At 71.2% G+C, this 12,522-nt stretch carries 10 protein-coding genes; 1 reads left to right on the top strand and 9 read right to left on the bottom strand.

All coding sequences use genetic code 11. From position 1 onward, the window contains the following. Positions 1-142: 142 nt before the first annotated feature. The 9 genes from ACFYY1_RS13595 to ACFYY1_RS13555 form a co-directional block, all read right to left on the bottom strand. Positions 143-556 carry a DUF3151 domain-containing protein gene (locus tag ACFYY1_RS13595; RefSeq protein ID WP_328512431.1) on the bottom strand — a complete coding sequence of 138 codons (414 nt, stop codon included), beginning with the start codon at positions 554-556 and terminating at the stop codon, positions 143-145. A 58-nt stretch (positions 557-614) separates the two neighbouring features. Beyond that, positions 615-2,174, bottom strand: a complete 1,560-nt coding sequence (locus ACFYY1_RS13590) for an MFS transporter (RefSeq protein ID WP_388584275.1) — start codon at positions 2,172-2,174, stop codon at positions 615-617. A 189-nt stretch (positions 2,175-2,363) separates the two neighbouring features. After that, positions 2,364-3,539, bottom strand: coding sequence for a MalY/PatB family protein (locus tag ACFYY1_RS13585; RefSeq protein WP_388584273.1), 1,176 nt, complete (start codon positions 3,537-3,539; stop codon positions 2,364-2,366). Positions 3,540-3,663: 124 nt separating this feature from the next. Further along, on the bottom strand, positions 3,664-4,695 hold the full coding sequence (fbaA, locus tag ACFYY1_RS13580; protein ID WP_388584272.1) for a class II fructose-bisphosphate aldolase: 1,032 nt from the start codon (positions 4,693-4,695) through the stop codon (positions 3,664-3,666). Positions 4,696-4,908: 213 nt separating this feature from the next. Continuing rightward, positions 4,909-5,448, bottom strand: a complete 540-nt coding sequence (gene pyrE, locus ACFYY1_RS13575; RefSeq protein WP_266731675.1) for an orotate phosphoribosyltransferase — start codon at positions 5,446-5,448, stop codon at positions 4,909-4,911. A gap of 194 nt (positions 5,449-5,642) precedes the next feature. Further along, a complete protein-coding gene (locus ACFYY1_RS13570; protein ID WP_388584269.1) occupies positions 5,643-6,443 on the bottom strand; it encodes an aldose 1-epimerase in 801 nt (266 codons plus the stop codon). A 25-nt stretch (positions 6,444-6,468) separates the two neighbouring features. After that, on the bottom strand, positions 6,469-7,449 hold the full coding sequence (locus tag ACFYY1_RS13565) for an SRPBCC domain-containing protein (protein WP_388584266.1): 981 nt from the start codon (positions 7,447-7,449) through the stop codon (positions 6,469-6,471). Positions 7,450-7,568: 119 nt separating this feature from the next. Further along, a complete protein-coding gene (locus ACFYY1_RS13560) occupies positions 7,569-9,167 on the bottom strand; it encodes a polyamine aminopropyltransferase (protein WP_388584264.1) in 1,599 nt (532 codons plus the stop codon). A gap of 84 nt (positions 9,168-9,251) precedes the next feature. Beyond that, positions 9,252-9,773, bottom strand: a complete 522-nt coding sequence (locus ACFYY1_RS13555) for a DUF2617 family protein (RefSeq protein ID WP_388584262.1) — start codon at positions 9,771-9,773, stop codon at positions 9,252-9,254. A 732-nt stretch (positions 9,774-10,505) separates the two neighbouring features. On the opposite strand from ACFYY1_RS13555, the gene ACFYY1_RS13550 reads away from it, so the two are divergent. Beyond that, positions 10,506-11,675 (top strand): pyridoxal phosphate-dependent aminotransferase, encoded by a 1,170-nt coding sequence (locus ACFYY1_RS13550; protein ID WP_388584260.1) that lies wholly within the window; start codon positions 10,506-10,508, stop codon positions 11,673-11,675. Positions 11,676-12,522 lie beyond the last annotated feature (847 nt).

Below are 12,522 nucleotides of genomic sequence, written 5' to 3'. Positions count from 1 at the left end.
GGTCCGCCCCTTCCGTGAGGTGGTGGAGCTCCGGTCCCCTGTCGGCATCCTAAGCCGACGCCGGTAGAACGTGCAGGCCCCGCGGACGACCGTACGTCCGCGGGGCCCGGAACACCTTCTCGCCACCCTTGACCGGTCGGCCTCAGCCCAGCGTCTCGGCGGCGGTGGGCGAGGAGTCGCGCAGGAACGTCGAGCAGCGCTCGTACTCCTCCTGCTCACCGATCGCGCGGGCGGCCCGCGCCAGGGCGTGCAGGGCGCGCAGGAAGCCGCGGTTCGGCTCGTGCTCGAACGGCACCGGGCCGTGGCCCTTCCAGCCGGCCCTGCGCAGCGCGTCGAGGCCGCGGTGGTAGCCGGTGCGGGCGTAGGCGTACGACTCGACGACACGGCCGGCGTCGTACGCCTCGTCGGCGAGCTGCGCCCAGGCCAGGGACGAGGTCGGGTACTTCGCGGCGACGTCGGCGGGGGCCACGCCGTTCGCCAGCAGTTCGCGCGGCTCCGGGTCGTCGGGCAGGTGGGTCGGGGGCGGGCCCCCGAGCAGGTTCTCGTGGATCGACATGGGTTCCAGTGTGCCTGGCGTCCGCCCGCCGGGGGTACCCGGGCGTCGGCGTGCGCGGTCAGCGCGCGCCCGGGTTCTGCTCCTGCTCGCGCGCCGGGTTCTGGTCCTGCTCGTGCGCCGGTTCCAGGGGCGGTGCGGCGATCCCGCAGTGCACGGTGCACTCGGGCCGCGCCTGCTCCTTCTCGTCCGCCGTGACCAGGGGTCCGCGTACGGTCGCCCAGGCGATCGCCGCCCCCAGCACGAGCAGCCCGGCACACATCGGCATGGCCCGGCGGAAGGTCGCGGCGAACTCGTCGGCGTTCCGGTACGCCTCCGGTCCCATCCCGGCGAGCAGCGGCAGCGCGGCCACCGCGATCAGCCCGGCGGCGCGGGCGGCCGCGTTGTTGATCCCGCTGGCGAGGCCGGCCCGTGCGGTGTCCACGGAGGCCAGGACGGTCGCGGTGAGCGGTGCGACCAGGGTGACCAGTCCGACGCCGAGAACGGCGACCGCGGGCAGCACGTCGGTGAGGTAGCCGGACACGGTGTTCGACCCGGGCCCGACCCGCAGCATCAGCAGCATCCCCGCGGCGGCGACCAGCGGCCCCACCGTCAGCGGGATACGGGGCCCGATGCGCTGGCCCAGCTCGCCCGAGGCGGCCGAGAAGAGCAGCATCAGGACGGTCGACGGCAGCAGCGCCGTGCCCGCGCCGAGCGCCGAGTACCCGGCCACCACCTGGAGCTGGATCGCGGAGAGGAAGAAGTAACCGCCGAGCGCCGCGTACACGCAGAGAGTGATCACATTGACGGCGGTGAACTGCCGGGACGCGAAGACCGAGGGCGGCAGCATCGGTTCCGCCCGGGTCCGCTCCACCCGTACGAACAGCGCCCCGAGCAGCACCCCCGCGACGGCCGTCCCGATCACCGCCCCGGACGCCCCCTGCCCCGGCGCCTCGATCAGCGCGTACGTCACCAGGGCGAGGGCGAGCGCCGCGAGCACGGCGCCCAGCACGTCGAAGCGCCCGTGGGCGTGCGGGTCGCGTGATTCCGGTACGTGGCGCAGCGCCACCGGCACACAGACCGCGGCGAGCGGCACGTTGAGCAGGAACACCCACCGCCAGCCCGGCCCGTCGACCAGCCATCCGCCGACGAACGGCCCGACGGCGGCCCCGACCCCGCCCAGCCCCGACCACAGCCCGACCGCGCGGGCCCGGTCGTCGGGGTGGAAGCTCGCCTGGATCAGGGCCAGCGAGCCGGGCGTGAGCAGCGCCCCGCCGATGCCCTGGAGGGCACGGGCGGCGATCAGGACGGCGGCGTTCGGCGCCAGACCGCACAGCACCGACGCGGCGGCGAACCAGACGACGCCGACGACGAAGACCCGCCGCCGCCCGTACCGGTCGCCCAGGGCGCCGCCGAGGAGGATCAGCCCGGCGAGGGTCAGCATGTAGGCGTTGACGGTCCACTGGAGCGCGGCCAGGTCGGTGCCGAGGTCCTTGCCGATGCGGGGCAGCGCGACGTTGATGACGGTGGAGTCCAGCATGGCCATGCTGGAGCCGAGGACGGTGGTGAGGACGACCCAGCGTCCGGTGGCGGAGGCTACGCGGATGGCGCCCGGAGTTCCCGTCTCGGCTGCGTCAGGCATACGAGCAGCATCCCCGCTCCGGGCCGGAAGGGCCATCGGACGGCACGGGGCGGCACCAGGCAGCACTGAACAGCACCGGGCGGCACGATGCGGCACCGGACAGCACCGGGCGGCACCAGACCGCACCGGGCGGCACCGGACCGCACCGCACCGGACCGCACCGAACGGCACCAGGAAACCCGCGACGCCCTAAGACGCCCGCCCCGTCACCGCCCGCACGCCCCGGATCAGCGCGTCCACCCCGGCCGCCGCCTTGGCGCGCGGGCACCCCACGTTCAGCCGCACGAAGCCCTCCGCGCCGTACACCCCGCCCGGCATCACCGCGACCTTCTCCCGCTCGATCAGCACCCGCTGCAACGCCTCGTCGCCGTCGACACCGGCGGGCCGCAGATCGATCCACGCCAGGTACCCGGCCTGCGGCGGCCGCCACCCCAGCTCCGGGAACGCCTCGCCCAGCCGCTGCGCGACCAGCGCCAGATTCCCCGCGACGTACTCCCGCACCGAGTCCAGCCACTGCGCCGACTCCCGGTACGCGGCGATGTGCGCGGTCAGCGACAGCACCGCCGGGGAGGCCAGCCCCTCGGCCGTCTCCATCCGGCGCAGGAACTCCGTCCGGTCGGCCGGATCGCCGATCAGCCCGTACGAACCGGTCAGCGCCGGGAAGTTGAACGCCTTGGACGCGGAGGTGACCAGCGCCCAGCGCCCGTCGCCCGCGACTCGTGTCCACGGCACGTGGGTGTACCCCTCGTGCACGAAGTCCGCGTGTATCTCGTCGCTGATCACCGCGACCCCGTACCGCGCGGCGAGCGAGGCCGTCGCCTCCAGCTCGGCCGTCGTCCACACCCGGCCGGTCGGGTTGTGCGGGGAGCACAGGACCAGGACCTTGCTGTCGGGTCGGGCCAGCTCGCGTTCCAACGCGGCCGGGTCCCCCACCGGCACACCGCGCAGCTCCCGCCCGAGCCCGGTGATCGCCTTGCGAAAACCGTCGTACGTGGGGGTGTGGACGACCACGCCCTCGCCCGGCGCCGTCCACATCTGCAACAGCTGCGAGAGCTGGCTGAGCACGGAGGGCCCGTACACCAGCTGCCCGGTGTCCACCTCGGTGCCGTACCGGGTCGCGTACCAGTGGGCTATCGCCGAGCGGAAGTCGTCCTGCCGCCAGTCGGTGTAGCCGAACACCCCGTGGTCGAGACGGGAACGCAGCGCCCCCAGCACCTCCGGGGCCGTCTCGAAGTCCATGTCGGAGATGGTGAACGGCAGCAGCCCGTCCACCCCGAACCGGTCCGCGACCCCGTCCCACTGGACACACCAGGTGCCCCGGCGGTCGACGACGGTGTCGAAGTCATAGCGCGCACTGGAACCCACAACGACCCCTTACGTATACGTCTGTCCACGTATGCATCTGCCGGAAACGTGTTCCTCGGACATGCCGTGGGCCCGGCACCCCACGGGGTACCGGGCCCACGGCCACACTTCGTACCGGCTGCCGCTACTTCAGCTTGGTGCCGGTGGAGCGCAGGTTGGCGCAGGCCTCCGTGACGCGCTTGGCCATGCCCGCCTCGGCGGACTTGCCCCAGCTGCGCGGGTCGTAGACCTTCTTGTTGCCGACCTCGCCGTCGACCTTCAGCACACCGTCGTAGTTGCGGAACATGTGGTCCACGATCGGGCGGGTGAAGGCGTACTGGGTGTCGGTGTCGAGGTTCATCTTCACGACGCCGTTCTCCAGCGCGGTGGCGATCTCCTGCTCGGTGGAGCCGGAGCCGCCGTGGAAGACAAAATCGAAGGGGTGGCTACCAGCAGCCTTGCCGTACTTGGCGCCGACGCCCTCCTGGAGGTCCTTCAGCAGCTCGGGGCGGAGCACGACGTTGCCCGGCTTGTAGACGCCGTGGACGTTGCCGAAGGAGGCGGCCAGCAGGTAGCGGCCCTTCTCGCCCAGACCGAGCGCCTCGGCGGTGCGCAGCGCGTCGTCGACGGTGGTGTAGAGCTCGTCGTTGATCTCGTGCGTGACACCGTCCTCCTCGCCGCCGGTCGGGGTGATCTCGACCTCAAGAATGATCTTGGCGGCGGCGGCCTTGGCCAGCAGCTCCTGACCGATGGCCAGGTTGTCGGCCAGCGTCTCGGCCGAACCGTCCCACATGTGGCTTTGGAACAGCGGGTTCTCGCCCCGGGCGACGCGCTCGGCGGAGATGTCGAGCAGCGGACGCACGTAACCGTCCAGCTTGTCCTTGGGGCAGTGGTCGGTGTGCAGCGCGACCGTGACGTCGTACTTGGCGGCGACGATGTGCGCGAACTCGGCCAGGGCGACGGCGCCGGTGACCATGTCCTTGTTGTACTGGCCGCCCAGGAACTCCGCCCCACCGGTGGAGATCTGGACGATGCCGTCGCTCTCCGCCTCCGCGAAGCCGCGCAGTGCAGCGTGCAGGGTCTGGGTCGACGTCACATTGATGGCCGGGTAGGCGAACTTGCCTGCCTTCGCCCGGTCGAGCATCTCGGCGTAGACCTCGGGGGTTGCGATGGGCATCTGACCGCTCCTTGGGATATGCGGGTGTGCGTGCTGGTTCCCTGACCTGGGGGCGACGTCATCGTCGCCCCTATCTTCCCAGACTCTCGTTCCGGCTCCACCCGGCCCACCACCGGACCGGTCCGGCAGCCGCTCGTCAGGCATGCGGAAGGGGCGGGCCGTTTCACGTGAAACAGCCCGCCCCCGAAAAAAGCCGCAGGTCAAAGCCGGATGTCAGGCCAGGTCGAGATCGGCCACCGAGTAGACGTGGACATACGGCAGACCTGCCTCGGCGATGGCCGGAGCAGCGCCCCGCTCCACGATCACGGCCACGGCCACGACCTCGCCACCGGCCTCGCGCACCGCCTCGACGGCCGTCAGCGGCGAACCACCGGTGGTCGAGGTGTCCTCGACCACCAGGCAGCGGCGGCCCTTCACGTCCGTGCCCTCGATGCGGCGCTGCATCCCGTGCGCCTTCTGGGCCTTGCGGACGACGAACGCGTCCAGCTCCTGCCCGCGCGCGGCGGAGGCGTGCAGCATCGAGGTGGCGACCGGGTCGGCGCCCAGCGTCAGCCCGCCCACGCAGTCGTAGTCCAGCTCGGCGGTGGCGTCGAGCATGACCTGACCGACCATCGGAGCGGCCTTGCCGTCCAGCGTGATGCGGCGCAGGTCGATGTACCAGTCGGCCTCAAGACCCGAGGAGAGGGTCACTTTGCCGTGTACCACGGCCTTGTCCTTGATCTGCTGGAGCAGCTCAGCACGTACGTCACTCATGGCTACGAGCTTAGAGGCTGCCCGGCGGACCGCCGCCGGGGCCGATGCCTGGACCGCCGCCTGGGCCGGAGCCGATGCCTGGACCGGAGCCGATGCCGATGCCGGGGCCGATGTCGAGGCCGGTACCGGAGCCGGAGCCGGAGCCGAGGCCGGCATCCGCCCCGGCCGGGCCCGGCCCGTAACCGGTGCCCGGGTCAGAGCCAGCGCCAGCTCCACGTCGTCGCGATCTCCAGCGGATCGATCGGGGTGACGTAGCGGGGCGCGGTGTTCAGCCCGTTCGGCGGACCGGACTGCGGCTCCACGCAGACCGCCGCGTCCTGCTCGTCGTAGATCACGACCCACTCGGCCCGGCTCTTCACCGTCAGCTCCAGCTGCTCCGGCCAGGTGAGCGTCACCTCGACACCGTCCGGCATCCCGAAACAGTCGTCCCAGGGCCCCTCCAGGGGCGGGATGCGGCGGCCGGTCGGCAGATGGTCATCGCCCCGCTCCTCCTGCCAGGCCGCCTCGAAGGACACCTCGACGTCCTTGCCACCGCCGCCCAGGTTGCGCAGGAACCAGGGGTGCCAGCCGGCCTGCGCCGGGAACGAGTCCCCGTACGTCTCGATGCCGAAGGCGAGGGTGAGCGAGTCCTCGGACAGTTCGAAGGTCTGGGTCACCCGGCCCGGGTACGGCCAGGGGTCGGCGAGGTCGTAGTAGAACGACGCCTCCCGTTCGGCCAGCCGGGCGGTGCGCCAGGCGGTGTCCCGGCCGGTGCCGTGGATGGCGTGCGGCGGGGCGTTCAGCGGCAACCGGTGCGGGACGTCGCCGTTGTGGAACAGCCCGTTCCCGGTGCGCCCGCACCACGGCACCATCGGGAAGCAGCCGTACCGCTCCCCCTGCCGCAGCAGCTCGGTGCCACCGATCCGCAGGCTGTCGATGCGACAGCCGTTGGCGGGATTCACGGTCAACTCTGTGTCGCCGACGGACAGCCGGACGTCCTTCTCGCTGCTACTCACCCGCCCGACATTACTGGCGCGACCGCTACCGCCGCCGCCTCAGCGCCCTGGTCACCACCACGGCGGACGCCAGAGCGAGCGCGGCGGCCGGGGCGACCCAGCGGAGCGTGGCGCCCGCGGTGGTCGAATCGGGTGACGGGACGGGGGCGTACCGGCCGCGCGGCGGCGCGTGGTCGACCTCCTCGGCGCTGCGGCCGATCATGGTCCGCCTGGCGTGCGCGGCCTCCGCCGGGGGGTTCCCCGGGGCGGTGAACTCCGCCTCGGACACCGGGTCGAGCGACGGCGGGGGCACGGGCGCGTCGAAGACGGAGCCGGTGCCCGGGGGGTTCCGAGGAGTCCCCGGCTCCCCCGGCTGCCCTGCCGAGGGCGTCTCGTCCGCCGCGGCTTCATGGGTGGGCGGTACGTCATCGGTGTCGTCGATGTCATCGGTGCCGTCGGAGGCGTCGGTTTCCGGGGTGATGTCGCCGACGGTGACCGCACCCGTCGTGTCGGCCTCCTCGGCCGCCTCCTCGATGGCCTGCTCCACGGCCTCGCCGAGCGGCCCGTCGGGCTCACCGGCGGCCGCCAGCGTCTCCGTCACGAGCTGCTGGGCGAAGCGGTCCAGCAGCCGGCGGGCCGCCGCGAGCACCGCCGCCGCGTCCAGCTCCAGGAGCCGGCCGTCACCGCTCGCCGTCCCCGTGAACCCGATCGCCGTACCGCCGTCGCGCTCGGTCAGCCCGATCGTCAGGCTCAGCTGCACCGAGCCGCTGCCCCGGGCCTCGGTGCCCTCGCCCGTCACCAGGATCCCGGCATCGACGCCGGCCCCGGCCGCATCGGTGAGCCGCAGCGCGCCGCGGTAAGTGATCGTGTGGCCGTCGACCCGGACCTTGAGCCGGCCGGAGAGCGGGCCCGCGGACGAGTCGGCGTCCTGTTGCAGGCCCGGCACGCATCGCGCGACGCGGGCGGGATCACCCAGCGTCCGCCTCAGGGACGGGACCGGAACCGGAACGAACACCTCATGCTCCATGGGAACCGAGCCTACTCAGCCCCGACCGTCGCGTCAGCGGTTCCGCCTCCGGAAGCCGCCCACCACCCCGATCGCTCCACCCCCGTCCCCAGGACCAGGCCCCCGGACCAGGCCCCCGCTCACCGGTCCTCCCAGTACCGCGGATGCACCAGTGTCGACGGCGGCAGCCCCGGCAGCCGGGCGCCCTCCGTCCGCCGCCCCGCGTCGACCAGTCCGGGCTCCGTCAGCGACCGCAGCGCCGGGGCCTTCCGGGCGAGGCCGAGCTCCGGTCCGCGCCCCGCACCGGCGAGGACGAAGCCCCAGCCGTGCGCGCGCTGCTCCCGGTGCGTGGCCCGGTCGGGGCCGGCCGCGGAATCGGCGGCCGGGCCGCTGATCCGGTACGGGCGGGTCCCCAGGCCCGCCGCCCTCATCGACGCCTCGACCGTCCAGAACGTACGCGGCCGGGACGCCGGCTGGCCCCCGTGCACCACCACCCGGCCGCCGGGCGCGAGCACCTGGGCGACCAGGCCGTAGAACTCCGCCGAGTAGAGCTTCGTGCTGGTGGAGATCCCGGGATCGGGCAGATCGGAGATCACCACGTCATAGCTGCCGCGCGCCGCCCGCAGCCAGTTGAAGGCGTCGGCGGTGACGGCGGTGAGCCGGGGGTCGCGGAGCGCGTGGCCGTTGAGCTCCGAGAGCGCCGGGTCGGTCCGGGCCAACCGGGTGACGTCCCGGTCGAGCTCGACCACCGTGACGTCACGTACGTCCGGGTAGCGCAGCACCTCCCGGGCGGCGAGGCCGTCACCGCCGCCCAGGATCAGCACGTGGGCGTGCGGCCCGTTCATCGCCGGGTGCACCAGCGCCTCGTGGTAGCGGTACTCGTCGCGCGCGCTGACCCGCAGCCGGCCGTCCAGATACAGATCCAGGGAGTCGCGGCCCGACCCCGTCAGCACCACCTCCTGGACCTCGGTCTGCACCGCGACCCGCACCGCGTCCCCGTACACCGCGCGCCGCGCCGCCCCCTCGAAGTCGTCGACCATCGCGGTGGCGACGGCCAGCAGGGCGATCACCGCCACGTTGAACGCGATCAGCAGCCGGCGGGAGCGCGGGGTGAGGTCCCGCCGGAACACCCACAGCACCAGCGCCCCGCCCGCCACCGCGTTGACCGCGCCGGTGAGCAGCGCCCCGGTGAGCTGCCCGAGCATCGGCAGCAGCAGGAACGGGAACGCGAGCCCGCCGACCAGCGCACCCACGTAGTCGGCGGCGAAGAGATCCGCGACGGCACCACCCGCGTCCTGCCGGTCGACGCGCTGGATCAAGGTCATCAGCAACGGGATCTCCGCACCGATCAGGATCCCGATCGTGAGCGAGAACCCGACCAGGGCGTAGCGCGACTCCCCGATCCAGGCGAACGACGCGTACAGCACCAGCGCCGAGGAGCCGCCGACGAGCGCGAGCGCCGCCTCGATCAGCCCGAAGCCCACTGCGGCACGGCTGCGTAAACGTTTCGCGAGAAGCGAGCCGACGCCCATCGCGAAGACCATCACGGAGAGCACGACCGATGCCTGGGTGACGGAATCACCGATCAAGTAGGAGGCGAGCGCCACCAGTTCGAGCTCGTACACCAGACCGCAGGCTGCGCAGACGAAGACCGCGGCCAGCACGAGACACCGGCCGGTCCTCGGCCCTACGGGAAGACACGCCGCGCCCCCTCGCAGCGACACCTGCTGATCGATCATGATACGAACGCTACGTCACGATCACGTGGCAGCCTGTCACCCACAAGGGTGCAAGTGGCGTGCTCACAACGGAGTTGGGACTACTCAGAGCACTGCCGCCGACGTCCGCACTCCCACTCGGGTGCGCGTCACCACCAACTGCCCCTCCTGCGGATACGCGTGCCAGGTACGCCACCGCACCTGACCCTCGGTCCGCTGGGCGAGCATGGCGGTGAAGGCGTGCGGGCTGCCGGGGAACGTACCGGCGAGACCGTTCGGATGGTCGGCGACCAGCGCGAGGAGTTCCTGCGCGCGGCCCGCGAACGAGCCTTCCGAGAGCGTCTCGACGCGCGCCGCGAATTCGTACTCCCACACCCCGAGCCGCTTGGAGACCCCGAGCGGAAGCGGGGTGCTGCTCCCGGGGATACAGGCCACGGTCTCGGAACAGGTGCCGCGGTCCTCTTCGAGGAGCACCTGGTGGGAGGCGCCGAGCAGGCGCATCTGGAGTCCGGCACCCGCGAGATCGAGGTCGAGCACGGCCAGCGCGGGGAGCGGTTCGCGCCCCAGCGTCCAGGCCAGGTCGGCGGCGCGGGTATCGGAATAAGCCGTCTGGAGGGTCGTGAGCATGAGTCGGCTCCGCAAGCAAGCATGGACACATGGACAGGGGACGCCCCCGACGTGATGCACGTAGGAGGGGTAGCGCCCAATCAGGTCCAACTGGGGTCCGAGGGCTGAATGTTCTCTCAACCGAGGGAACCACGAATAAGTCGTATCCACAGCGTTTTTGCCCAACTTGCCGTGGTTTCCATCCCCTCGGGGGCCCCTCGGATCATCTGTTCACCGGCCACGCGCAAAATTCCCCAACAAAAAGGTGCCCGGCGGGAGTTCACCCGCCGGACACCTCCAGAACCAGCTGTCAGGATCAGCTTCCTCCGCCGCATCCGCCCCCGCCGCCACACGAGGATCCGCCACCGCACGAGGAGTGGCCGCCGCCGCACGAATGGCCTCCGGAGTGCCCGGAGCTCCCGGAACTCCCGCTTCCGCAGGACGAACCACCGCCACCGTCACCCCCCGCCCACCAGCCGCCCCCCGCATCGCTGCCGACGGTCCCCCGCCGCCCGCCCCGCCTGCCCGCCTTCGGCCGGCTTCCGGCCTTCACCAGGACCGAGACGAGCAGCACCATCAGACCGACCGCGATCACCACACCGACGAACACCTTCACCGACCTCACGCCCTTCCGTCCCCCGAAGCGAGGTCACCCGCTTCCACGCGCTTCCCGCGTGTGGGGGAAATGCCCCCGGCCCCGAACGGCCAAAGCAGACTTGAGCAACTCCAGAGCTTCCGCGCAGGATGACAGCCATGACACAGGGACGACCGCTGCTCAACCGCCGCCTCGACGGCTTCGGCACGACGATCTTCGCGGAGATGTCGGCACTCGCCGTACGGACCGGCGCCATCAACCTCGGCCAGGGCTTCCCCGACACCGACGGCCCCGAGGAGATCCGCGAGGCCGCGGTCCGGGCGCTGCGCGACGGGCACGGCAACCAGTACCCGCCGGGCCCCGGCATCCCCGAACTGCGCACCGCGATCGCCGACCACCAGCAGCGGCGCTACGGCATCCCCTACGACCCCGACACCGAGGTCCTGGTCGCCGCCGGAGCCACCGAGGCCATCGCCGCGGCCATGCTCGCGCTGCTGGAACCCGGCGACGAGGTCATCGCGTTCGAGCCCTTCTACGACTCGTACGCCGCCTGCATCGCCATGGCGGGCGGCGTCCGCGTACCGCTGACCCTGCGCGCCCCGGACTTCCGCCCCGACCTCGACGCCCTCCGGGACGCGATCACGCCCCGCACCCGGCTGCTGCTGCTGAACAGCCCGCACAACCCGACGGGCATGGTCCTCACCCGCGAGGAACTGACCACGATCGCCGAACTGGCGGTGGAGCACGACCTCCTCGTGGTCACCGACGAGGTCTACGAGCACCTGGTCTTCGAGGGCGAACACATCCCGCCGGCATCGCTGCCCGGCATGCGCGAGCGCACGGTCTCCATCTCGTCCGCCGGCAAGACCTTCTCGTACACCGGCTGGAAGGTCGGCTGGGTCACCGCGAGCGCCCCGCTGACCGCAGCCGTCCGGACGGCCAAGCAGTACCTGACCTACGTCAGCGCGGGCCCGTTCCAGTACGCGATCGCCGAGGCGCTGCGCCTGCCGGACTCCTACTTCGACGACTTCCGCGCCGGCCTGCGCCGCCGGCGCGACCTGCTCGGCGACGGACTGCGCGCGGCCGGGTTCGAGGTCTACCGGCCCGACGGCACGTACTTCATCACCACCGACATCGCCCCGTTCGGCGAGAAGGACGCCTACGCCTTCTGCCGCGCGCTCCCCGAACGCTGCGGCGTCGTCGCCGTCCCCAACTCCGTCTTCTACGACGACCCGGAAGCCGGCCGCGGCCAGGTCCGCTTCACCTTCTGCAAGCAGGACGACGTCCTGCACGACGCGGTCGCCCGGCTGCGGCGGCTGGCTTCCTGACTCGTCCCTTCTCTCGCCCCGGTGAAATTCGGTGCACATACCACCTGAACTGATCGCGTCTGCACCCCGCCGGAGGGGCTTGGGTCGCTCCGACGAGTCCGAGGGGAGTGCCGGGAGGAGATCACCCAGCGCTCCCCCACAGAGTCCAATCCCAGCATGGTGACGTCATAGAGCACCGAACATCGTGGCACGTTCCTCCCACGGAGGGCTCCAACAACGCGATCCCGCCATTCTTGCACCCGTCTTGCGGATGGCCACTTTTTCGCGTAGTAGCGACAGGTCGTCTTGACCTGCAGATATCCCGCGACCCTCGCTCCGCAAAGAAGGCCTTACACCTCCCCCGAGAGACAAGAAAATAGATGCAAATCGGGATCATTCCACGCAAACAGGCGAGGCATGGAGCAGATGGTCACCCCTGACGCGAGGTGGCCAATTCCCGCTCGTCGCCATCGCGAGAATCGCGGAGTCGGAGTCCACGATCACCAAACCCTGATAGACATGACTCGCCGATTAGCAAAGCGATAAATGCGTGAGATCGCGCGAGGCGCACCCCATGAAAGGGGGACGGGATACAACTCGGAATTACCTTGACACTGTCGCGCCACCGCACGACAGGTGGCACTCTGTGCAACACAAGGGATTCTTGCGTTCGCGCGAGAAGAGGCTGATAGGCGCCTTTTCATGCCTCTCCTGCAAAATGCATCTAATCCTGTTTCTGCAGGTAGTTAAGTCGGCATCCACATTCGGGGACATCACCCACGTTTAAAGATAGTGAGGGAAGGAGCCCCATGGGCGACGGCCGGCACGGCACGAGTAATCAGAGCGATGCGGTTGAGAGTCTCGCGCG

This window comes from Streptomyces sp. NPDC001890 (assembly GCF_042891445.1).
GTDB lineage: Bacteria > Actinomycetota > Actinomycetes > Streptomycetales > Streptomycetaceae > Streptomyces.
This window is presented reverse-complemented; position numbering and strand designations above follow the sequence as displayed.